The sequence below is a fragment of the Accumulibacter sp. genome (assembly GCF_036625195.1).
GTDB lineage: Bacteria > Pseudomonadota > Gammaproteobacteria > Burkholderiales > Rhodocyclaceae > Accumulibacter.
In genome coordinates, this window is record NZ_JAZKUG010000001.1 from 3,629,990 (window position 1) to 3,651,244 (window position 21,255).

Sequence of the window (21,255 nt, forward strand, 5' to 3'; positions counted from 1 at the left end):
ATATCCATCTGTGCGATCGCTTGCGATCGTGGTGCCGGCTGCGGAGGTCTTCGGCTCGGTCGCCAGCGGCAGCATCTGCCGACTTCGTCCTGCGGCAGACCGGCCGAGCGCCGCGAGAAGCCGGACACAGCAGCCGACTCCACGGCAATATAGCGTGACGGGAGCCGGCGCCGCGTGACGAAATGTCCATTCTGCGAAAAATGTCGATTCGCTACGGCGGGCAGTCGGACAGTACTCCTCTTGAAAAGGATGCCTGAGCTTGCACCGCAGCGGCGCCTGCGCCCAGGCTGGCGACGTCTTTCCCTGCCTTGCGGCGGTTGGCGTCCAGCCGAAGGGTGCCTTGCCGGCCATGACGCGCGGGCAACCAGGCGGACGCGGCTGAACATCCTTGCCGTCGGTCAGAGCAGCGAAGGGAGCGACTCCAGCTGCGTTGCGTTCGCTTCGCCAACAGACCGGTCCCTTTGTGGCGACGTTCCGGGCAATGGCCGTGCGTAGCCGGGCGCGGCCGCTTGGCGGTGCTGCGTTGCCAGTCCCGATCGGGCGCTTGCGCTCTGCCGGGACTGGCAACAGTTCAGGTAACGACGAAGTCGAGGTTGCTCAACGCAAGGCCGGCGGCGAGGGTGGCGATCTGCACCGGAGCGGCACCGGCACTGCCGTTCGCGTCGTAGTAGAGAGCGCCGGAGCTGCTGTCGTAGATCAGATAGTCGTCGGCGTCGGCGTCGGCGGCAGCGGTGATGCCGGCGCCGGAGCGGAACGAGCCGGCGGCGAGGGCGCCGGGGGTGGCGAGCCAGCTGAAGACGGCGTTTTCGAGTTCGATGGTGTCGTCAAGGACGCTGAAGTCGGCGATCGTGTCGCGGTTGCTGGCGGCATCCGGCAGGGTGTCGAAGCGGAAGAGGTCGGCGCCGCTGCCGCCGACGAGGCTGTCGTTGCCGAGACCGCCAGCGAGGAGGTCATTGCCGGCACCACCGCCGAGGGTGTCGTTGCCGTTGCCGCCTTCGAGCCGGTTGGCGCTGCCGTCGCCGGTCAGGGTATCGGCGTAGGTCGAACCGCTGAGGTTCTCGATGCTGATCAGCGTGTCGCTGCCCGAACCGCCGGTCGCCTGCGCCCCGGCGATGGCGAGACTGAGGGTGACGCCGCTGCTGGTGCCGTAGAGGTAGCTGACGGTATCGGTGCCGCCGGCGCCGTCGAGGACGTTGCTGCCGGTTCCCGCCTCGATGATGTTGGCGAGGCCGTTGCCGGCGAGGTTCGCGGCGGCGGCGGTGAGAATGCGGCCGTTCTCGACATTCGCGCCGAGGGTGTGTGCGGCGAGATAGCTGAAGACCTGGTCGGTGCCGCCGCTGGCCGGGTTGGCGCTGGTCTCGCTGACGCTGTCGCCCACATTGTCGAGGTAGTAGGCGTCGTTGCCGTCGCCGCCGAGCAGGCTGTCGGCGCCGGTGCCGCCCCACAGCGTGTCGTTGCCGTCGCCGCCGTCCAGGGTGTCGTTGCCGGCGCCGCCGTCGAGGAAATCGTTGCCCTGCGCGCCGGCAAGGCGGTTGCCGTTGCCGTCGCCGCGCAGCAGGTCGTTGTAGGTCGAGCCCGTGAGGTTCTCGATGCTGGTCAGCGTGTCGCTGCCGGAGCCGCCGGTCGCCTGCGCGCCGGCGAGGGCGAGGCTGACGCTGACGCCGCTGCTGGCGCCGTAGAGGTAGCTGACGGTATCGCTGCCGGCGGAGCCGTCGAGAACGTTGTTGCCGGCTCCCGCCTCGATGATGTTGGCGAGGCCGTTGCCGGCGAGGTTCGCGGCGGCGGCGGTGAGGATGCGGCCGTTCTCGACGTTCGCGCCGAGGGTATGCGCGGCGAGATAGCTGAAGACCTGGTCGATGCCGCCGCTGGCCGGGTTGGCGTTGGTCTCGCTGACGCTGTCGCCGACGTTGTCGAGGTAGTAGGCGTCGTTGCCGTCGCCGCCGAGCAGGCTGTCGGCGCCGGTGCCGCCCCACAGCGTGTCGTTGCCGGCGCCACCGTCCAGTGTGTCGTTGCCGGCGGCGCTGTCGAGGAAATCGTTGCCCTGTGCGCCGGCAAGGCGGTTGGCGTTGCCGTCGCCGCGCAGCAGGTCGGCGTAGGTCGAGCCGCTGAGGTTCTCGATTCCCGCCAGGGTATCGCTGCCGGAGCCGCCGGTCGCTTGTGCGCCGGCGATGGCGAGGCTGACGCTGACGCCGCTGCTGGCGCCGTAGAGGTAGCTGACGGTATCGATGCCGGCGGCGCCGTCGAGGAGGTTGTTGCCGCTGCCGGCCTCGAGGAGGTTGTCGAGGCCGTTGCCGCTGAGGCTGGCGGCTCCGGGAGCGAGGATCCGCCCGTTCTCGACGTTCGCGCCGAGGGTGTGTGCGGCGAGATAGCTGAAGACCTGGTCGCTGCCGCCGCTGGCCGGGTTGGCGTTGGTCTCGCTGACGCTGTCGCCCACGTTGTCGAGGTAGTAGGCGTCGTTGCCGTCGCCGCCGATCAGGCTGTCGGCGCCGGTGCCGCCCCACAGCGTGTCGTTGCCGGCGCCACCGTCGAGGGTATCGTTGCCGGTGCCGCCGTCGAGGAAGTCATTGCCCTGCGCACCGGCGAGGACGTTGCCGTTGCCGTCGCCGCGCAACAGGTCGGCATAGGTCGAGCCGCCAAGGTTCTCGATTCCCACCAGGGTATCGCTGCCGGAGCCGCCGGTCGCCTGTGCTCCGGCGACGGCGAGGCTGACGGTGATGCCGCTGCTGGCGCCGTAGAGGTAGCTGGCGGTATCGATGCCGGCGCCGCCTTTCAAGGTGTCGCCGCCTTCGGCTCCGTCGAGGGTATCGTTGCCGTCGCCCCCATCGAGGACGTTGGCCGCCGAATTGCCGATGAGCCGGTCGCCGCCGGAACCACCGATGGCGTTCTCGATGATGACGCCGAAGGCGATCGCCAGGTTGTCGGTCCCGTCGTAGGTGGCCACGGGTCCCGATGCGCCGGTTGGCAGTGGGTCGGACTCGATGGCGATGCTCGAGAAATGGCCGGCGCGCAGGTCGAGCGTGCAGGCGCGCGAGAAATTGGCCACCGACACGGTGTCGATCCCGCCCGCGTCCCAGATCGTCATGAAGAAGGGCGACTCGGGGTCGAAGCCATAGAGGTCGTCGCCGGTGCGGTACGCCGTATTCGCGCCGTAGAGATACTGGATGGCGGCGATGTCGTAGAGCATCGGCGTTTGCGGCGTGACGGTGAAGTAGGTCCAGGAATAGGACCCGCCACCATGATCGACGACATCGCGAAACAGACCGTGGGGATGGCTTTCGTAGGCCATCAGCGTGTACTGCTCGTTGTCCAGGCTCGCCGGCAGGACCGGCTGGTCGTCGAAAGGGTGCTTGAGACCGAGGCTATGGCCGATCTCGTGCAGCAGCGACGAAAAATCATTCGTGCCGGGCGACCACTCCGTGGTGGCTTGAGACCCATTGATCCAGATGTCACCGCCAGCCGGCCAGTAATCGTTCGGATACAGCGACCACCCCCAGTAGGGCGCGATGGCGGGATCTGCCGTGTGCGCGAGACGGATGTCGCCGACTACCGTCGCGGTCTCGCTGACTTCGACGAGGCCCAGGTTGGCGAGGTTCGCCCACGCCTGCATCGCCAGGCGTGTCGCAGCCTGGTTCGCCGGACTGAGGGCCGAGGCAGTGGCGGGTTCATTCTGCGGCGATCCGTAGGCCGCCGGCGCTGCCCAGACGGCGGTCCCGCTGGCGCCAGGGAAGCTGTACCCGACCGTCGCACCAACGCCTGCGCCGGCGTTCCCCCATTTCATCCCGCCGAGCAGCGCATCGATCAGGATGTCGCCCGAGTCGGCAACCGCGCTGGCGGGCATGGTGGACGTCGGACTGGTCACTCGCGGAGTCTCTTTGCGGCCGGCGGCGGGCTGCCGCTACCCGGTCGTCGTGCCACGACGCCAGGCGGCCGCAGGGACGGTGCGCGCCCGCCGGCGGCGACCCTGGCCGGCGGCGAGAGCGGTGGCACCCGTGAGGCTCGACGCCTCAGCCGATGACGTGGTAACCACCGTCGATGTGCATGGTTTCGCCGGTGATCAGCCGTGCATAGTCGGAGGCGAGGAAAGCGGTTGCCAGTCCGACATCCTCGATGCTGACGAGCATCCGACTCGGGGCGCGCGTCGCGGCGATCTCCATCAGTTCGTCGAAACGGTCGATGCCGCTGGCGGCGCGAGTCCTGATCGGTCCCGGCGAGATCGGGTGCACGCGGATGCCCTTCGGTCCCAGTTCGGCGGCGAGGTAGCGGGCTGATGCTTCGAGCGCTGCCTTCACCGGACCCATCAGGTTGTAGCGATCGACCACCTTTTCGGCGCCGTAGTAGCTCATCGTGAACAATGCGCCGCCGTCCTTCATCAGCGGTTCGGCGAGCTTCGCCATGCGGATGAACGAGTGGCAGGAGATGTCCATCGCCATCAGGAAGCCGTCACGCGAACAATCGGTGACGCGGCCGTGCAGATCCTCGCGCGGTGCGAAGGCGATCGAGTGCAGGCCGATGTCGAGCTGGCCCCAGGTCTTCTCGATGGCTTCGAAAACCGCCTCGAGCTGTCCGGGGATGCGGACGTCGCAGGGGAGATAGAGCGCCGGGTCCACGCCGAGGTGGTCGGCGAGTGCCTGCGTGTACTGCTTGCTCTTTTCGTTGACGTAGGTCATTGCGACGCTCGCGCCCATCGCACGGAACGCGAGCGCGCAGCCATAGGCGATCGACTGGTCGTTGGCGATGCCGATCACCAGAGCCTTCTTGCCCTCGAGCGCGCCGCCGGGGCCCTTCACCTTCTCGGCGAGGTCACGAAAGAACTCTTCTGTCGGGTTCAACTGGGTCATGGTCTGTTGTCCGCGGTGGATGTTGGGTTGCGATACCGGCACGTTGTGCGGCATTCCTGGAGCTTGCCTGCGGCCGCCGCGCTGGTGCCACCGGGGGCGGCTCTGGCTTCTGCACCGCTCGGGATACCCTCTGTACCGTGCAAGCATTGTAGCGCAAGCGCCGACGTTCCAGTCGCGGCGCCGCTGTTGCATGAGGACCGGCTCGCGGGTAGAGTGTATGGACGGTTTCTGTGTTGGGTTGGCGGCGGCGTTTCCGCCGCTGCCGACGGTATCCGCAACGAACTCGAGGAATCATCGCGATGAACGGAAAACGGGCAGTCGTACAGACGATGGCGTGCGCACTGCTGTTGGCAGGTTGCGCCGGCATGAGCACGACCGAGCAGCGCACCCTGAGCGGGGCGGCGATCGGCACCGGCGTTGGTGCTGCGGTGGGTGCGGTCACCGGTGACTGGGGTTGGGCTGCGGGTGGCGCGGCGATCGGCGCTGCCGGCGGCTACCTCTACGACCAGCAGAAGCAGAAGGAGCAACGCGCTTACCAGCAGGGGGTGCAGGCGGGCAAGTCGCAGCCGCAGAAGAAGTAAGCAGGCGACGAAGACCCCCGCCGGCGCTTGCTGCCGGCTGGTGACAGCCTTCGCCGCTGGCATGCGGGCAGGCTCCAGGCTTTGGTGGAGGCGGAAATGGGAATTCTCAACTGGTTCAGGAGCCGGACGGCGCAGTTTGACGCGGAACGGGTGTCAGACGAAACGGTGCGTTGGGCGGTGGACAAGGCGATCGAACTCACCAACCCGCGCCTGAAGCTGCTGCCCGATCACCACAAGCGCCTGGCGCCGGCAGTCGAGGCGATGATCGCCTTCCTGCGCACCCAGATCCCGGCACTGCCGGCGGCGCGACCACTCTCGCAGTCGGCATGGTCTGCCGATCCCGTGTTGCGCGCGTTGTTCGTCTCCCCGGCGGATGTGGCGCGGGTCCTTGCCCGTGCCGACGATGTGCGCGCGCTCTTCGAGCGCTTTGCCGAAGTCGACGCGGCGTACCTCGTTCTCGGCATGGCTTTCGCCGAGCAGAGGGTGTTCGGCATGGCGCTGCGCGGCGACATTGTGCAGCGCGACGTCGCGCAGACGAGCGTCAGCTTCAGCGATCACCGGACGCGCATCTGCGAGCGGGACGAAAGCTTGCTGCGCCGAGCCATCGGCGTCCAGTTGTTCGAGTACCTGGTCGGTCGCGCCCTGGCCGAGATCGGCGACGAGCGCAGCGAGCGGCTGGAACTGCAAGGCAGCCGCTCGCTGCTGCGGGCCCGCCTGCGCCTGCTGCAGCAACACGGACCCGGCCTCGGATCGATGTTCGGCGAGGGGCCGGCGGCGCCGGCAGAGCAGGCGCGCCTGGAATCGGAATTGCTGGCGAACGAGCAGCAACTGCAGGCGCTCGGCGGCGGGGAGACGATCCTGGAGAGCGAACTCGAATGCTTGCAGAGGGTTCTGTCGCGACCGCAGGATTGTCTGGCGATCGAGCCGAAACGGCTATGGCTCAGCCCGATGAATGTCGTCGTCGGGCAGAGCGGCGACGAGGCTGCGGTAGAAGTCGATTTCGCCGTTGCCACCCTGCGCGGAACGCCGCCGATCCGCCGCGCGTTCATCATCGCCCGGGTTGCACGCAGCGACCTGCCGGCAGCGCAGCAGATCAATCTTGCCGATGCCGCGCGCTATCTTTGACGAGGCGCGTGGTTGATTGCGCGCAACGCCTGCCGGTTCTGCCCGAACGCTGCCGGTGCTGACCCGGTTGCCGACTGGCGGCGGCACCACGGTACCACCGCAGCGGTACGGCGTGCCGCGCAGACGGGCGACTTCAAGGTATAATCCGCGGCCACCCGGCAGCCGGCTCGCTGCCGGAGCCGGCTTGCCGCTGTTCGCCGGCCTCATGCCGCCGCCGGCCGCTGCCGCAACGAGCCACTGCCAGTATGCCTGGCGGGTGTCAGGTTGGATGCCGCGAGTTTCCGAAGGCCATCGCCGGTCGCTTTGCGGGAGCGGGTGCCGCCGTCGTGGCGGGGGGCAGCGTGCCATGCGTGCAGGAAACCGGCAGCAAGGTCTGCAGGGCAGGGAACGGAAAATCTAACGAGGTCGTTCGGGATCGCTTGATGCAAGCCTAATGCAGATGCAGCACATTCGTAACTTTTCCATCATCGCGCACATCGATCACGGCAAGTCGACACTCGCCGATCGCATCATCCACCTCTGCGGTGGCCTCTCGGATCGCGAGATGGAGGCGCAGGTGCTGGACTCGATGGACATCGAGCGCGAGCGTGGCATCACCATCAAGGCGCAGACCGCTTCGCTGCAGTACCGTTCGCGCAGTGGCCAGGTGTACAACCTGAACCTGATCGACACGCCCGGCCACGTCGATTTCTCGTATGAGGTGTCGCGTTCGCTGTCGGCCTGCGAAGGCGCGCTGCTCGTCGTCGATGCCTCGCAGGGCGTTGAAGCGCAGACTGTCGCCAACTGTTACACGGCGATCGAGCTCGGTGTCGACGTCGTGCCGGTCCTGAACAAGGTCGATCTGCCATCGGCCATGCCGGACAAGGCGCGGCAGGAGATCGAGGACGTCATCGGGCTCGATGCCTCGCAAGCGATCCTCGCCTCGGCGAAGACGGGACTGGGCGTCGAGGATGTCCTCGAGGCGATCATCGAACGCATTCCGGCACCCACGGGAAATCCCGAGGCGCCGCTGAAGGCTTTGTTGGTCGATGCGTGGTTCGACAACTACGTCGGCGTCGTCATGCTGGTGCGGGTCGTCGATGGCAGCCTGCGCAGCAAGGACCGCATTCGCCTGATGGCGACCGGCTCGACCCACCTCTGCGAGCAGGTTGGCGTGTTCACGCCGAAGGCGGTGGCGCGCGAAGTGCTGCGGGCGGGTGAGGTCGGCTACGTCATCTCGGGCATCAAGGAACTGCAGGCGGCGAAGGTCGGCGATACGCTGACCCTGGTCGACAGGCCGGCCAGTGCGGCGCTGCCCGGCTTCAAGGAGATCAAGTCGCAGGTCTTCGCGGGGCTTTATCCGGTCGAGTCGAACCAGTACGACGCGCTGCGCGAGTCGCTGGAGAAACTGAAGCTCAATGACGCGTCGCTGCGCTACGAGCCGGAGGTGTCGCAGGCGCTAGGCTTCGGTTTCCGCTGCGGCTTCCTCGGCCTGCTGCACATGGAAATCGTCCAGGAAAGGCTGGAGCGCGAGTTCGACCAGGATCTGATCACCACCGCGCCGACGGTGGTGTACGAGGTCGTCCTGCGCGACGGCCGCGTGATTTTCGTCGAGAACCCCGCCAAGCTGCCGGACCCGGGCAAGATCGAGGAAATCCGCGAGCCGATCATCACCACCACGGTCTTCGTGCCTCAGGATTATCTCGGCAACGTCATCACCCTGTGCAACCAGAAGCGGGGCAACCAGATCGACATGCACTATCACGGTCGGCAGGTGCAACTGGTCTACGAGATGCCGATGGCGGAGGTGGTGATGGACTTCTTCGACCGGCTGAAGTCGGTCTCGCGCGGCTATGCCTCGCTCGACTACGAGTTCAAGGAGTATCGCGCCGCCGATGTCGTCAAGCTCGACGTGCTGATCAACGGCGAGCGGGTCGATGCCCTGTCGATCATCCTGCACCGGGCGAACTCGGTCTATCGCGGGCGCGAGCTGGCGGCCAAGATGCGCGAACTGATCCCGCGCCAGATGTACGATGTGGCGATCCAGGCGGCGATCGGCGCCAACATCATCGCCCGCGAGAACGTCAAGGCGATGCGCAAGGACGTCCTCGCCAAGTGTTACGGTGGCGACATCACGCGCAAGAAGAAGCTGCTCGAGAAGCAGAAGGCGGGCAAGAAACGAATGAAGCAGGTGGGCTCGGTCGAGATTCCGCAGGAAGCCTTCCTCGCCGTATTGCGGGTCGGCAAGTAGAGGAGTGGGCGAGTGAATTTTGCGTTGATCCTGTTGATCCTGCTGCTGCTCACCGGCGCCGTCTGGCTGCTCGATACCCTGGTTCTGCGCAAGCGACGTCCGGCCGACGCCAAGGATCCGTGGTGGGTCGAGTATGGGGCGAGCTTTTTCCCGGTGATCCTGGTCGTCTTCGTTCTGCGTTCCTTCATCGTCGAACCGTTCAAGATTCCCTCGGGTTCGATGATTCCGACCCTGCAGGTCGGCGATTTCATCCTGGTCAACAAGTACACCTATGGCATCCGCCTGCCGGTGGCGAACCGGAAGATCATCGACATCAACAGCCCGCAGCGTGGCGACGTGATGGTCTTCCGCTATCCGGAGGATCCCTCGCTCGACTACATCAAGCGCGTCGTCGGGCTGCCGGGCGACACCGTTGCCTACCAGAACAAGCGGCTGACGGTCAACGGACAGGCGGTGGCGACGCAGCGCGTCGACGACTACCTGCACGCCGAGCGGCTGTATTACTCGCGCCAGTTCGTCGAGAAGATCGACGCCGCCGAGTACCGCACACTGAACGACGTGGATGCGCCACCTTACATTCCAGGGCCTTCTCCGTTTCCCAACCGCGAGGATTGTTCCTACAATAGTGCCGGTGTCGTCTGCAAGGTGCCGCCAGGACACTATTTCGTCATGGGCGACAACCGCGACAACAGCAAGGACAGCCGCTTCTGGGGCTTCGTGCCGGAGCAGAACATCGTCGGCAAGGCTTTCTTCATCTGGTTGAACTTCAGCGACCTGTCGCGGATTGGCTCGTTCAAGTAAGGAGCTCGGTTGATGAATCTGAATCGTCAGCGCGGTCTGGCGCTCTCGGCCCTGATTCTCTGGGGCGTGGTGATCTCGCTCGTCGCCATCGTCGGCATCCGCGTCCTGCCCGAAGTCATCGACTACTTCAAGATCAAGAGGATCGTGCGGGCGGTCGCTTCCGAGTCTTCGGGCAAGACCGTGCCCGAGGTTCGCCAGGCTTTCAGCAAGTACGCCGAGGTCGAGCACATCAAGACGATCGGGCCGGCGGATCTCGACATCTTCAAGGAAGACAATCAGGTGGTGATCGCTTTCGCCTACAACCGGCGCGTCCATCTCGCCGGCAACGTCAGCCTGCTGCTCGAGTTCCGCAACTCGACCTCGGGCCGCGGTTACGGCCCATGACCGTCGCCCGGCTGCAGCGGGCACTCGGCTACGTGTTCAGGGATCAGGCGCTGCTGCAGACCGCGCTGACCCATCGCAGCTACTGTTCACCACACAACGAACGGCTCGAGTTCCTGGGTGACGCGATTCTCAATGCCGTGATTGCCCGCAGCCTGTTCGACCGCTTTCCGGATTTGCCCGAAGGCGATCTGTCGCGCCTTCGTGCCAGCCTGGTGCGCCAGGACAGCCTGCACCAACAGGCTGTGTCGCTGTCGCTCGGCGATTGCCTGCGCCTCGGTGAAGGGGAGCAGAAGAGCGGCGGGCAGCAGCGGCCGTCGATTCTCGCCGATGCTCTCGAGGCGCTGTTCGGCGCGCTCTGGCTCGACGCCGGCTTCGACGCGGCGAGCGCGCTCATTGTCCGCCGCTATGCACCTCTGCTCAGCCGGTTGACGCCCGGGCAGGGAGGCAAGGACGCCAAGACGCGCCTGCAGGAACACCTGCAGGGGATCAGGCTGGCCCTGCCGCAGTACCGACTGGCCGGGACCGAAGGCGAGGCACACGCACAGCAGTTTCGCGTCGGCTGTGTCATCGACAGCCTCGGCATCCACACCGAGGGTCGCGGCAGCAGCCGCCGGGCCGCCGAGCAGATGGCCGCCGAGCGGGCGCTGGCGGCGTTGGCCGTGGTGGACAAACGATGAGCGAGCGCTGCTCGGGGCAGATCGCCATCGTCGGTCGGCCGAACGTCGGCAAGTCCACGCTGCTCAATGCACTCGTTGGCGAAAAGCTGAGCATCGTTTCGCGCCGCGCGCAGACGACGCGGCACCGCATCGTCGGCGTGCTCACCCGGGCCGATGCGCAGTACGTCTTCGTCGACACGCCGGGCTTCCAGACGCGTCATGGCAACGCCCTCAATCGCGCGATGAACCGGGGCGTGCGGCAGGCGCTGGCCGAGGTCGACGTCGTCTTCCTGGTCGTCGAGGCCGGCCGTTTCGACGCGCGCGATCGTCAGGTCCGCCAACTGGTGACGGCCGACCGGCCGCTGGTCATCGTCGTCAGCAAGATCGACCAGCTGCCCGACCGGAGCCAGCTGTTGCCATTCCTCGCTCGCCTGGCGGGCGAAGGAGAGTTCGCGGCGATCGTTCCGGTCAGCGCGACGCGCGGCGACCAGCTCGACCTGCTGCTGGCCGAGGCGCGCAAGCATCTGCCGCACGCCGGCCTGCTGTTTGCCGAGGACGAGCTCACGGATCGCAGCGAGCGCTTCCTGGCAGCCGAGTACATTCGCGAGAAGGTGTTTCGCCTGATCGGTGACGAGCTGCCGTACGCCGCCGCGGTGGAGATCGAGCGCTTCGTCGTCGATGGTGGCCTGCGTCGCATCAGTGCGGCGATCCTCGTCGATCGCGAGGGACACAAACCGATCGTCGTCGGCAAGGGCGGCGAGGTCGTCAAGCGCATCGCCACGGAAGCGCGACAGGACATGGAGCGGCTGTTCGGCGGGCCGGTCTTTCTCGAGGTCTTCGTCAAGCTGAAGTCGGGCTGGGCCGACGATGAGCGCATGTTGAGGGCACTTGGCTACGATTGATCGGCAAGTCGCGCAGGCGACTGACGAATCTCCCCTCCCCATCGCAGAGCAGGGGTCGGCGGCGGGGGAAGCGGTCAGGGCTTTCATGATCGCCACTGCCGGGAACGGTCCTGGCCGTCGGTCGGCAGGGCGAGCGGTGGCTGGCGGGCGAGTCGGCGGGTGAACCAGCGGCACAAGGTAGACGGGCAGCCGGCTTTCGTCCTGCATGCCTACCCGTACAGCGAGACCAGTCTGATCGTCGACGTCTTTTCGCGCGATCATGGTCGGATTGCCCTGCTGGCACGCGGTGCGCGGCGGCCGCGTTCCGTCCTGCGCGGGGTGCTGCTCGCCTTTCAGCCACTCGAGCTGGCGTGGGCCGGCCGCGGCGAAGTGTATACGCTGATGCGGGCCGAGTGGCAGGGCGGGCAACCGCTGCTGGCGGGCAAGGCGCTGTTCTGCGGCTACTACCTCAATGAGCTGCTGCTGCACCTGCTGCCGCGTGCAGACGCCCACGAGCAGCTGTTCGCTGTGTACGCCGCGACCCTGCGTCGCCTTGCCGATGGTGAGCAGGAGTCCGACCTGCGCCGTTTCGAGCGCGCGCTCCTGCGCGAGCTTGGCTACGGACCGACCCTCGACGCCGATGTCGCCGGCGCCGCGGTCGAGGCCGACGCCCATTACGTGTACGAGGTCGAGCGCGGTCCGGTGCGCCTGCCCGGTCCGGCTGCGTCGCCGCTGACGCTGAGCGGCCGCACGCTGCTCGACCTGGCACGCGATGATCTTTCAGATCCGCGTTCGCTGGCCGAGGCCAAGCAACTCATGCGGGCACTGATCGGGCACCACACCGGCGGCAGGAGCCTCGTCAGCCGCCGGATTTTCAGGGAGCTACAGGAACTATGATCGAACTTGGCGTCAACATCGACCACGTGGCGACGATCCGGCAGGCGCGCTGCACCTACGAGCCGGATCCGGTCTGGGCGGCGGTCGAAGCCCACCTCGGTGGCGCCGACGGCATCACCATCCATCTGCGCGAGGACCGCCGTCACATCCAGGACGCGGACGTCGAGAAGCTGCACGCTTTGGCGCAGATCAAGCTCAACCTGGAGATGGCGGCGACCGACGAGATGGTCGCCATCGCCTGCCGGATCAAGCCGCAGATGGCGATGCTGGTGCCCGAGGGGCGGCACGAGGTGACGACCGAAGGCGGCCTCGACGTGGTCGCCCAGGAGGCCCGGCTGCGCCAGGTGGTGAGCCGGCTCACTGACGCCGGCATCGTCAGCAGCGTCTTCATCAACGCCGATCTGGCGCAGGTCGAAGCGGCGGCGCGCATCGGCGCGCGCGTCTGCGAGATTCACACCGGCCCCTACGCGCATGCCTTCTATACCCAGGGGCGCGATCCGGAGAGCCCAGCGGTGCTCGCCGAACTCGAGCAGATCCGCGCCGCCGGCGAGGCCATCCGGCAACACGGCATGCGCTTCAACGCCGGCCATGCGCTCAACTACTTCAACGTGCAGCCGGTCGCGCAGTTGCGCGGCATCCGCGAGCTGCACATCGGCCATGCGATCATCAGCCGCGCGGTCTTCGTCGGCCTGCGCGAGGCGGTGCGCGAGATGAAGCGCCTGCTGCGCGAGGCGCAGGCGCGGGCTCGATGATCGCGGGTGTCGGCACCGACATCGTCGCCGTCGCCCGCCTCGGCAGCCTGTATCGGCGGCATGGCGAGCGCGCGCTGCGCCGCATCCTGTCGGCGACAGAGTGCGTCGAGTTTGCCGCTGTGCGCGATCCCGCGCGCTTTCTCGCCAAGCGCTTCGCCGCCAAGGAAGCACTCGGCAAGGCGCTCGGCATCGGCCTCGTCGCACCGGCGACGCTGCCGAACATCGGCATCACGCACGATGCACGCGGCCGGCCGGCCTTCGTCTACGCGCCGCCGCTGGCCGCCCACCTGGCGCAGCGTCGGCTCGTCGCCCACCTGTCGATCAGCGACGAGAACGACTACGCCGTCGCCTTCGTCGTCCTGGAACAGTCGTTGGAACCATCATGAGCAACCTTCCCCAGCTTGCACCCGGTCCGCTGATGATCGACCTTTCCGGCTGCAGCCTCTCAGAGCTGGAAAGAGAGCGCCTGCGGCACCCGCTGGTCGGCGGCCTGATCCTCTTTGCACGCAACTACGAATCGCCGGAGCAACTGGCGCAGCTGACCGCCGAAGTGCATGCGCTGCGCTCGCCGCCGCTGCTCATCGCCATCGACCACGAGGGGGGCAGGGTGCAGCGCTGTCGCAGCGGCTTCACCCGCCTGCCGCCGATGCGCCGCCTTGGCGAGTTGTGGGAGCGGCAGCCCGCGGCGGCGACGCTGGCGGCGCGGCGCATCGGTTACGTGCTGGCTGCCGAGCTGCGTGCCTGTGGGGTAGACCTGTCGTTCACGCCGGTTCTCGACCTCGACTGGGGGCGCAGCGCGGTCATCGGCGACCGCGCCTTCCACGGCGACCCGCTGGCGGTCAGCGAACTCGCCGCGGCGCTGGTCGAGGGCCTGCACCGCGCCGGCATGGCTGCCTGTGGCAAGCATTTCCCCGGCCACGGCTGGGTCACCGCCGATTCGCATGTCGACCTGCCGATGGACGAGCGCCTGCTGCCGCAGATGGCGCCCGATATCGAGCCCTATCGCCGGCTGCGGCTCGACGCCGTGATGCCGGCACACGTCATCTATCGGCTGCTCGACGCCCGTCCGGCGGGTTTCTCGCCGTTCTGGATCGACATGCTGCGTCGCGAACTGGCTTTCGACGGGGTGATCTTCAGCGATGACCTGTCGATGGCCGGCGCCAGCTTCGCCGGTGGCATCGTCGGCCGCTGCAGGGCCGCCTGGCAGGCGGGTTGCGACCTGCTGCTGGTCTGCAACTCGCCGGACGCGGTCGGCGAAGTGCTCGCCGAATGGCGGCCGCCGGCCGATCCGCAGCGGGCGCGGCGGGTCGAGCGGCTGGCACCGACGACCGATGCGATCGACCGCGGAACTCTGCAGAGCGATGCGGACTACCTCGCCGGTGTCGCGGCCGCCGCCTCGCTGATCGCCTGAGGGCGCCGGCGGGCCGTTCCCGTCTGGCGCATCTCGACCGTCATGACCCTCAGCTGAAGACCTTCCACTTGCGGGCTGTCGCCGAGCCGAACAGCTGCGGGTTCTGCGGCAACTGGTTGGTCGGCAGATAGGCCGGGGTGATGGCCTTGAACCATTGGGCGTAGGACGCAGCGGCGCCGAGCTTCGCCAGGGTCTTCAGGGCGTAGTAGGTGAACGCACCGTTCGGCCGTCCGTTGAAACGCGTATCCCAGCTGAACTGGCTGTCGAGGCATCCTGCCATCAGCAGGTCGCCACCGGAACGGGCAATGCCACCCGCCAGCCGGCGCGGCGTCGCACTCGGCAACCGGACATCGCGCAGCCACGCTTCCGGTGGCAGGAAGCGGGCCCGCGGCATGCCGGGATCGAGCTCCGAGCTGTCGCCACGGGTGACCGAACCGGAATGGCAGCTGTCCGACATCAGGATGATGCGGACGCCGGCGGCGCGCTTCGCCAGCAGGAGGTGCAGTTCGTCATCGAGCAGCGCCTTGCCCTGGCCGATGTCCCATGGGCAGAGCGCTTCGTCACGCTGATCCGGCTCATCACCGTCCTGGTCGGGTACCCAGGTGCCATGGCCGGAATAGGTGATGACGAGCGTGTCGCCGTTCACCGCCTGCCCGACGAGGCCGCTGATGGCGGCGACCATGGCCGCCTTGCTGGCCTGCGAATCGAGCAGCTTGACGACGCTGAAGCTGCGCGCTGCAAGTGCGGCAGCCCAGTCGTTGGCGTCGTTGACGCAGCCAGAGAGGTCGTTCTGCGTGCCGGGGTAGTCGTTGATGCCGATACATAGGGCCTGTTTGCTCATCGCTTCTCTCCTTGGTCGAATCGGGACGTGCCGGCAACCGACGCTGCGGCTGGTCCCTGCGGGACCTGGTCTTGCCGGCAACGGCTGCAGGATAGTCCAACGCGGGCCGCCCGGCGAGGCATTTTCTGCACCGCGCCCGGCGCAGCGGCTGCGCATCGCGGCGCGGCGTGTGTCCGGGCGGAACGCCACGGCCGGGCAGTCGCCGATCGGCCCGGTTTGGGGGTAAGGTTCACCCTCCGACCGCTCCCGTGCCCGTTCCCCGATGATCGACTCCATCCTCCTTGTTGCGACGCGGATCACCACTTTCGTCCAACAGCAGCCACTGAGCAACGCCAGTGGCTTCTTCTTCGCCCGCAACGACCGACTCTTCCTGGTCAGCAGCCGGCATGTCCTGGTCGACCGGCCGAGCCACCATTTTCCGGATCGCATCGAGATCGAGCTGCATGTCGACCCGGCCAATCTCGCCGAGTCGAGGAAGTTCTCGATTCCCCTCTACCGCGGCGGTCGCTGTCTCTGGCGGCAGGGACGGGATTCCGCCGGTGACGTCGACGTGGCGGTGATCGAGGTCGAACGCAGCGCACTGCCGGTACCGACGCTGCTCCGCGCCTTCGGGCCGGAACATCTGCCGGGCTGCGGCGATCGCGTCGAGATCGGGGGTTCGGTACTCGTCGTCGGCTTCCCGCTGGGATTCCACGATACCCTGCACCACATGCCGGTCGTCCGTCAGGCCGTTCTGGCCTCCTCCTACGGTTTGCGTTTCAAGGGCGAGGGTTATTTCCTCACCGATGCGCGGACGCATCGCGGCACCAGCGGCGCGCCGGTGGTGATGCGCGTGACGGCGGCTGATGCGGTGGATGCCGGGCTGCCGTGGCTGCTGCTCGGCGTTCACTCGGCGCGGCTGGACGTCGGATCGCGCGACCTCGAGCTCGACGAGGCACTCGGCCTCAACTGCGCCTGGTACGCCGACATCCTGATGACGCTGACTGCCGGCTGACGCTGACCGCCGGCTGACGCGTCGTCAGCATGCCGTTGCCAGGCGACGGCACGGGGCCGGCGGTGCGGGCGCCGGGCACTGCCGCCGGGGGTCGTGTCCGCCGCCGGCGGTGCGCCGCCGCGCTGTCCGGGCGACGGGGGACGGCGACCGCACCACACGTCGCCCCACTGTCCGCTGTCGACCCTTGCCCTTTGCCGGCGTATCCCGCATCATCCGCCGCATCGTCTGGAAGGGACCGTGAAGGAACGTCAGTACATCGCTCGCCGAGCGGCGGAATGGGAAGCCTGGGATCGCTGGCTGGCGCCGGCACGGAGGCCGCGCCCGGCGGCGCCGGAGGGCGACGCCGCCGGGCTGCCGCAGCGCTTCCGGCGGCTCTGCCACGACCTCGCGCTGGTGCTCGACCGCAACTACTCGGCGGCACTGGCGGAGGACCTGCACCGCCGCGTACTGGCGGCACACCAGCGCATCTACGGCGCCGGCGAGCCGCAGGGACAGGCCTGGCGACGTTTCTTTGGCGGCGACCTGCCGGCGCTCGTGCGCCGCGAGTGGCGGCTCGTGCTCGCCGCCGCCGTGCTCCTCCTGCTACCGCTGCTGGGCCTGCTGCTGCTGATCCAGGCCTGGCCCGACGTTGCCTTCCTGTTGCTGTCAACGGAGACGGTGGGCGACATCGAGGACATGTATTCGCCGACGGCGCGGCACCTCGGACGGCCGCGGGCGGCAAGCAGCGAGTGGGCGGCGTGGGCCTTCTACATTGCCAACAACGTGCGCATCGACTTCCAGATCTTTGCCGGTGGCGTCGCTTTCGGTCTGGGGACGATCTTCTACCTGGTGTACAACGGCCTGCACATCGGCGCCATCGCCGGCCACCTGACGCAGATCGGTCATGTGACGACCTTCTGGGGTTTCGTTGCCGGTCACAGTGCTTTCGAACTGACCGGTGCCGTGCTCGCCGGCGCGGCCGGACTGAAGCTCGGCATGGCGCTGGTGGCGCCGGGGAGGCTGGCGCGGCTGGCGGCTTTGCGGCAGCACGCACGCGTCGCGGTGAAGCTGCTCTACGGTGCTGCCGCCCTGACCTTGCTCGCCGCCTTCGTCGAAGCCTTCTGGTCGCCCCGCCCCGACGTGCCGTTCGCGGTCAAGGTCGCCGTCGGCAGCGCGCTGTGGCTGCTGACCTGGGCCTATCTGCTGCTCGCCGGGCGCCACCGTGCGGCTTGAGGACATCGCCGTCCGCCTGCGGCGGCGCAGCGCCTGGGAGGCCATCGACCTTGGGCAGGCCATGCTGCGCCAGTGGGCCGCGCGCATCTACGGCGCCTGGTTCGCCACCTACTGGCTGGCCGGCCTCCTGTTGCTCGCCTTCTGGCCTTGGCCGGGATACGTGATCGCGCTGCTGTGGTGGCTGAAGCCGCTGTTCGACCGCGTGCTGCTGCATGTCTGCAGTCGTTCACTGTTCGGCGAGGCGTGTTCCGTCCGTGATGTGCTGCGCGAGCTGCCGCGCCTGTTGCGTGCGCCCGGGCTGATCTCCGGACTGAGCCTGCGCCGCTTCAGCCTGGCGCGCTCGCTGCTGCTGCCGGTCTGGCAGCTGGAGGAACAGCGCGGCGCCGCGGCCCGCGCCCGCTTCGCGCTGCTCGGCCGGCGCTGCCACGGTCATGCCGCCTGGCTGACCTTTTTCTGCGCCAACATGTCTTCGGTCCTGCTGCTGTCGCTGCTCTTCGTGCTCCTTGCCCTGGTGCCGGGCGAGCATCCGCACTGGTCGCCATGGGACTGGCTCGGCGATGAGGAGTCCCGCTTCGGTCATCTGCTGGCCACGCTGGGCTTCATGCTCGCCGAGACGATCATCGAGCCGCTGTATGTCGCCTCCGGCTTTTCTCTGTACATCAACCGGCGCAGCGAACTCGAGGGGTGGGACATCGAGCTCGGTCTGCGACGCCTGGCGCAGCGCCTCGCGGCCGAGCGTGTCGGCGCACCATCGATGCTCGTCCTCGTCGCGCTGACCGCCGGTACCGTCTGGCTGTCGCCAGCGCCGGCGCTGGCCGCTGCACCGCCGGTGGCTACGGTCGGCGCCGGGGATGCGGGCGTGGCGGCGGCCGCGGCGCCGGTCAGGCCGCCGGCGGCGGCGCGCGAAGTGGTCGATGCCGTCCTCGCCGAACCGGTCTTCGGGCAATTGCGCGAGGACTGGCGCTGGCACTGGCGGCGGCAGGAGGGCCCCGTTGACGAGCCGCGGCATGACTGGCTGGCAACGCTGGCGATCGTCGCCGAGAGCCTGGCCGAGTTCCTGCGCGGCCTGCTGTGGGTGTTCGCCGGGCTGGCGCTGGCGGCGCTGGTCCTCGTGCTCGTCCGCTATCGGCCGAGATCGCCGGCGACGCCGCCGCAGCGCCTGCCCGAGTTCGTCGCCGGCGTCGACCTGCGGCCCGCGTCGCTGCCCGTCGAGGTCGCGGCGGCAGCGGCGGCGGCGCTGGCGCGTGGCGCGACCGTCGAGGCCCTCAGCCTGCTCTACCGCGGAGCGCTGCGCAGCCTGATCGTGCAGCGGCAGATCGAGTTCGCTGCCGGCGACACCGAGGGAGACTGTCTGCGCCGCGTCGCCGGGCAGGTGCCGGCGGCCGTCGAGCAAAGCTTTGCCGAACTCGTCGAGTCCTGGCGCCTCGTCGCATATGGCGGCTGGCCGCTGCCTGGGCCACGTGGCGAGCAACTGCTGGCGTCCTGGCAGCGGCATTTCGATGCCAGTGGTGGGCGGCGATGAGGTGGCGATTGCTGGCGGCCGGACTGCTCGTGCTGCTCGCCGTGGGCGCGCTTGCCTTCTGGCTTCTCGATCATCTCGAGCGCGTTCCGGTTGCCGTGCGCGAGGCGCCGCACGCCGAGGCACGGCGCAATCCGTACCTGGCGCTCGAGCGGCTGACCGCCGGCATGGGCGGCAAACTGAGGCGGCAGTCCGACGCCCGCGTGCTCGACGATCCACCAGCGGGAGCCACTGTTTTTCTCGACCGTCAGCGTGCGCATCTGCTGCCTCCGGAGCGCCTGCGTCACCTGCTTGCCTGGGTCGCGGCCGGCGGTCACCTGATCGCGGTGGCGGAAGACCCGCAGCTTGCCGATCCGCTGCTCGACAGTGTCGGCGTCGGCCGTGCGCCGAAGGCAGTGGCGGAGATGGCGCAGCGTCCCGCGTCGGTCGCCGTGCAGCCGCCTGGCGGCAGCCGCCCGCTGCGGGTCGCCGCCAGCTGGCAGAAGCTCAGCGCCACGGGGCGGCAGCCCGCCTGGTCGGCCGGCGAGGACGGGCATGGGGCGCAGATGCTGCAGTTCCGCATCGGCGAGGGGCGCCTGACGGTGGCCAGCGAACTCGACCAGCAGCTCGGCAACCGGCGAATCGGCGAGCTGGACCACGCCGAGTTCTTCTGGACGCTGATCGGTGGCAACGAGGGCTCGCCGCCGCCGCAGGTCTTGCTGCTGTCGAGGCTGCAGATGCCGACGCTGTTTGAATGGATCGCCGAGAATGCCCGCGCGGCCGCGTTCGCAACGCTGCTCGTGCTGTTTCTCTGGCTGTGGCGCATCGTTCCCCGCTTCGGCGGACTGCAGCCCGAGCCGGCGCCTGAACGCCGCGAACTGCGCGAGCACTTGGCTGCGGTCGGCCGTTACCTGTGGCGCTGCGGGCACCTGGCGGTTTTGCTGCCGGCCGCCCGCGAGCATTTCCGCCACCGCCTCAACCAGCGCCGGCCGGGAATCGCCGGCCATGCGCCTGCCGCGCAGGCGAGCCAGCTGGCCGATCTTTCCGGTCTGCCGGTCGCGCGCATCACCGCCGCTCTGGCGGGCCCTGCCGACACTCCGCACGCCTTCACCGACGCCCTGCGCACGCTGCGCGAGCTTGAACGGGTGCTTTGAGAATGCCACCATGAACAGTCCAGCGGTCAGCCTTTCGACGGAACAGTGGCAGCAGGCGGCGCAGTTGCTCGCCATCTTGCGCGGCGAGATGGCGAAAGCGGTGATCGGTCAGCGGGCAGTCATCGATGAGGTGCTGATCGCGCTGCTTGCCGACGCGCATGTCCTCATCGAGGGCGTACCGGGTCTCGGCAAGACCCTGCTGGTGAAGGCGCTGGCGAGGACCTTTGCCGGCGAGACGCGGCGCATCCAGTTCACTCCCGACCTGATGCCTTCCGACGTCGTCGGGCACACGCTGTTCGATGCGGCAACGGCACGCTTCGTCACCCGGCAGGGTCCGGTGTTCACGCATCTGCTGCTCGCCGACGAGATCAACCGGGCGCCGGCGAAGACGCAGGCGGCGCTGCTCGAAGCGATGCAGGAGAAGCAGGTGACGCTGGAGGGCAGCACGTCGCGCCTGCCGCAACCGTTCATGGTCCTGGCGACGCAGAACCCGATCGAGCAGGAGGGGACCTATCCTTTGCCGGAGGCGCAGCTCGACCGCTTCCTGCTCAAGATCCGCATCGACTACCCGAGCGAGCAGGAGGAGATCGCCCTGACACGGCAGGTGACGAGCGCCAAGACCGGCGCCGATCTCGACGTCGAGGCGGTGGCGACACTGCTGCAGCCGGCCGCCGTCGTCGAACTGCAGCAGTGGGCCGCGCAGGTGACGCTCGACGAGCGCGTCCTCGCCTATGCCGTGGCGATCGTTCGCGGCAGTCGCGATACGCCCGGCCTGGCCAGCGGCGCCGGGCCGCGCGGGCCGATCGCGCTGGTCCGCGCGGCGCGGGCACGGGCACTGATCGGCGGTCGTGGCTTTGCCACCCCGGACGACATCAAGGCCGTCGCCCTGCCGGCCCTGCGCCATCGCGTGACGCCGACCGCCGAGGCCGAGATCGAGGGGCTGAGCGCAGACGATCTCCTGCGCGCGCTGCTCGAGCGCGTGTCGGCGCCACGCCTCTAG

The 21,255-nt window shown here is 68.2% G+C and carries 19 protein-coding genes; 16 read left to right on the forward strand and 3 right to left on the reverse strand.

From position 1 onward, the window contains the following. Positions 1-571 precede the first annotated feature (571 nt). Positions 572-3,859: a M10 family metallopeptidase gene (locus tag V5B60_RS15980; protein WP_332348101.1), complete on the reverse strand. Its 3,288-nt coding sequence runs from the start codon at positions 3,857-3,859 to the stop codon at positions 572-574. Positions 3,860-4,004: 145 nt separating this feature from the next. Further along, entirely contained in the window at positions 4,005-4,838 is an 834-nt protein-coding gene (fabI, locus tag V5B60_RS15985; RefSeq protein ID WP_332348103.1) for an enoyl-ACP reductase FabI, read from the reverse strand. A 299-nt stretch (positions 4,839-5,137) separates the two neighbouring features. On the opposite strand from fabI, the gene V5B60_RS15990 reads away from it, so the two are divergent. The 11 genes from V5B60_RS15990 to nagZ all read left to right on the forward strand — a co-directional run bounded on the left by V5B60_RS15990 (position 5,138) and on the right by nagZ (position 14,556). Beyond that, positions 5,138-5,419: a YMGG-like glycine zipper-containing protein gene (locus V5B60_RS15990; protein ID WP_332348105.1), complete on the forward strand. Its 282-nt coding sequence runs from the start codon at positions 5,138-5,140 to the stop codon at positions 5,417-5,419. Positions 5,420-5,515: 96 nt separating this feature from the next. Beyond that, the gene (locus tag V5B60_RS15995) at positions 5,516-6,544 is read left to right on the forward strand and encodes a hypothetical protein (protein WP_332348108.1); all 1,029 of its coding nucleotides are present in this window, start codon (positions 5,516-5,518) and stop codon (positions 6,542-6,544) included. A gap of 439 nt (positions 6,545-6,983) precedes the next feature. Continuing rightward, positions 6,984-8,774, forward strand: coding sequence for a translation elongation factor 4 (gene lepA, locus V5B60_RS16000; RefSeq protein ID WP_332348110.1), 1,791 nt, complete (start codon positions 6,984-6,986; stop codon positions 8,772-8,774). Between the two features lie 12 nt (positions 8,775-8,786). Next, complete coding sequence (lepB, locus tag V5B60_RS16005; RefSeq protein ID WP_332348112.1) at positions 8,787-9,575, forward strand: signal peptidase I; 789 nt, start codon at positions 8,787-8,789, stop codon at positions 9,573-9,575. A gap of 12 nt (positions 9,576-9,587) precedes the next feature. Further along, positions 9,588-9,959, forward strand: a complete 372-nt coding sequence (locus tag V5B60_RS16010) for a DUF4845 domain-containing protein (RefSeq protein WP_332348114.1) — start codon at positions 9,588-9,590, stop codon at positions 9,957-9,959. Then, positions 9,956-10,636 (forward strand): ribonuclease III, encoded by a 681-nt coding sequence (rnc, locus tag V5B60_RS16015; protein ID WP_332348116.1) that lies wholly within the window; start codon positions 9,956-9,958, stop codon positions 10,634-10,636. Before V5B60_RS16010 ends, rnc begins: the two co-directional genes overlap by 4 nt. Then, the gene (gene era, locus V5B60_RS16020; protein ID WP_332348118.1) at positions 10,633-11,517 is read left to right on the forward strand and encodes a GTPase Era; all 885 of its coding nucleotides are present in this window, start codon (positions 10,633-10,635) and stop codon (positions 11,515-11,517) included. The genes rnc and era overlap by 4 nt, the downstream gene beginning before the upstream one ends. A gap of 159 nt (positions 11,518-11,676) precedes the next feature. Next, the gene (recO, locus tag V5B60_RS16025) at positions 11,677-12,393 is read left to right on the forward strand and encodes a DNA repair protein RecO (protein WP_332348121.1); all 717 of its coding nucleotides are present in this window, start codon (positions 11,677-11,679) and stop codon (positions 12,391-12,393) included. Next, positions 12,390-13,145 carry a pyridoxine 5'-phosphate synthase gene (locus tag V5B60_RS16030; protein ID WP_332348123.1) on the forward strand — a complete coding sequence of 252 codons (756 nt, stop codon included), beginning with the start codon at positions 12,390-12,392 and terminating at the stop codon, positions 13,143-13,145. Before recO ends, V5B60_RS16030 begins: the two co-directional genes overlap by 4 nt. Continuing rightward, the gene (gene acpS / locus V5B60_RS16035) at positions 13,142-13,531 is read left to right on the forward strand and encodes a holo-ACP synthase (protein ID WP_332348125.1); all 390 of its coding nucleotides are present in this window, start codon (positions 13,142-13,144) and stop codon (positions 13,529-13,531) included. Before V5B60_RS16030 ends, acpS begins: the two co-directional genes overlap by 4 nt. Continuing rightward, positions 13,528-14,556 (forward strand): beta-N-acetylhexosaminidase, encoded by a 1,029-nt coding sequence (gene nagZ, locus V5B60_RS16040; protein WP_332348127.1) that lies wholly within the window; start codon positions 13,528-13,530, stop codon positions 14,554-14,556. The genes acpS and nagZ overlap by 4 nt, the downstream gene beginning before the upstream one ends. Before the next feature lie 49 nt (positions 14,557-14,605). Here nagZ and V5B60_RS16045 read toward each other — a convergent pair whose 3' ends face one another. Beyond that, the gene (locus V5B60_RS16045; RefSeq protein WP_332348129.1) at positions 14,606-15,397 is read right to left on the reverse strand and encodes a caspase family protein; all 792 of its coding nucleotides are present in this window, start codon (positions 15,395-15,397) and stop codon (positions 14,606-14,608) included. 262 nt (positions 15,398-15,659) lie between these two features. Here V5B60_RS16045 and V5B60_RS16050 point away from each other — a divergent pair, with 262 nt between their 5' ends. The 5 genes from V5B60_RS16050 (at position 15,660) to V5B60_RS16070 (ending at position 21,255) form a co-directional block, all read left to right on the forward strand. After that, positions 15,660-16,391 carry a S1 family peptidase gene (locus tag V5B60_RS16050; protein WP_332348131.1) on the forward strand — a complete coding sequence of 244 codons (732 nt, stop codon included), beginning with the start codon at positions 15,660-15,662 and terminating at the stop codon, positions 16,389-16,391. A 237-nt stretch (positions 16,392-16,628) separates the two neighbouring features. Next, positions 16,629-17,603, forward strand: a complete 975-nt coding sequence (locus V5B60_RS16055) for a stage II sporulation protein M (protein ID WP_332348133.1) — start codon at positions 16,629-16,631, stop codon at positions 17,601-17,603. Further along, positions 17,593-19,125, forward strand: a complete 1,533-nt coding sequence (locus V5B60_RS16060; RefSeq protein WP_332348135.1) for a hypothetical protein — start codon at positions 17,593-17,595, stop codon at positions 19,123-19,125. The genes V5B60_RS16055 and V5B60_RS16060 overlap by 11 nt, the downstream gene beginning before the upstream one ends. Beyond that, positions 19,122-20,255, forward strand: coding sequence for a DUF4350 domain-containing protein (locus V5B60_RS16065; RefSeq protein WP_332348137.1), 1,134 nt, complete (start codon positions 19,122-19,124; stop codon positions 20,253-20,255). The genes V5B60_RS16060 and V5B60_RS16065 overlap by 4 nt, the downstream gene beginning before the upstream one ends. Before the next feature lie 10 nt (positions 20,256-20,265). Next, positions 20,266-21,255, forward strand: coding sequence for an AAA family ATPase (locus tag V5B60_RS16070; protein ID WP_332348139.1), 990 nt, complete (start codon positions 20,266-20,268; stop codon positions 21,253-21,255).

What these genes read in the sequence shown, in the direction of transcription:
- fabI (WP_332348103.1), bottom strand. Translation starts at nt 4,838, where the DNA reads ATGACCCAGTTGAACCCGACAGAAGAGTTCTTTCGTGACCTCGCCGAG.
- V5B60_RS15990 (WP_332348105.1), top strand. Translation starts at nt 5,138, where the DNA reads ATGAACGGAAAACGGGCAGTCGTACAGACGATGGCGTGCGCACTGCTG.
- V5B60_RS15995 (WP_332348108.1), top strand. Translation starts at nt 5,516, where the DNA reads ATGGGAATTCTCAACTGGTTCAGGAGCCGGACGGCGCAGTTTGACGCG.
- lepA (WP_332348110.1), top strand. Translation starts at nt 6,984, where the DNA reads ATGCAGCACATTCGTAACTTTTCCATCATCGCGCACATCGATCACGGC.
- V5B60_RS16010 (WP_332348114.1), top strand. Translation starts at nt 9,588, where the DNA reads ATGAATCTGAATCGTCAGCGCGGTCTGGCGCTCTCGGCCCTGATTCTC.
- rnc (WP_332348116.1), top strand. Translation starts at nt 9,956, where the DNA reads ATGACCGTCGCCCGGCTGCAGCGGGCACTCGGCTACGTGTTCAGGGAT.
- era (WP_332348118.1), top strand. Translation starts at nt 10,633, where the DNA reads ATGAGCGAGCGCTGCTCGGGGCAGATCGCCATCGTCGGTCGGCCGAAC.
- V5B60_RS16030 (WP_332348123.1), top strand. Translation starts at nt 12,390, where the DNA reads ATGATCGAACTTGGCGTCAACATCGACCACGTGGCGACGATCCGGCAG.
- acpS (WP_332348125.1), top strand. Translation starts at nt 13,142, where the DNA reads ATGATCGCGGGTGTCGGCACCGACATCGTCGCCGTCGCCCGCCTCGGC.
- nagZ (WP_332348127.1), top strand. Translation starts at nt 13,528, where the DNA reads ATGAGCAACCTTCCCCAGCTTGCACCCGGTCCGCTGATGATCGACCTT.
- V5B60_RS16045 (WP_332348129.1), bottom strand. Translation starts at nt 15,397, where the DNA reads ATGAGCAAACAGGCCCTATGTATCGGCATCAACGACTACCCCGGCACG.
- V5B60_RS16050 (WP_332348131.1), top strand. Translation starts at nt 15,660, where the DNA reads ATGATCGACTCCATCCTCCTTGTTGCGACGCGGATCACCACTTTCGTC.
- V5B60_RS16065 (WP_332348137.1), top strand. Translation starts at nt 19,122, where the DNA reads ATGAGGTGGCGATTGCTGGCGGCCGGACTGCTCGTGCTGCTCGCCGTG.
- V5B60_RS16070 (WP_332348139.1), top strand. Translation starts at nt 20,266, where the DNA reads ATGAACAGTCCAGCGGTCAGCCTTTCGACGGAACAGTGGCAGCAGGCG.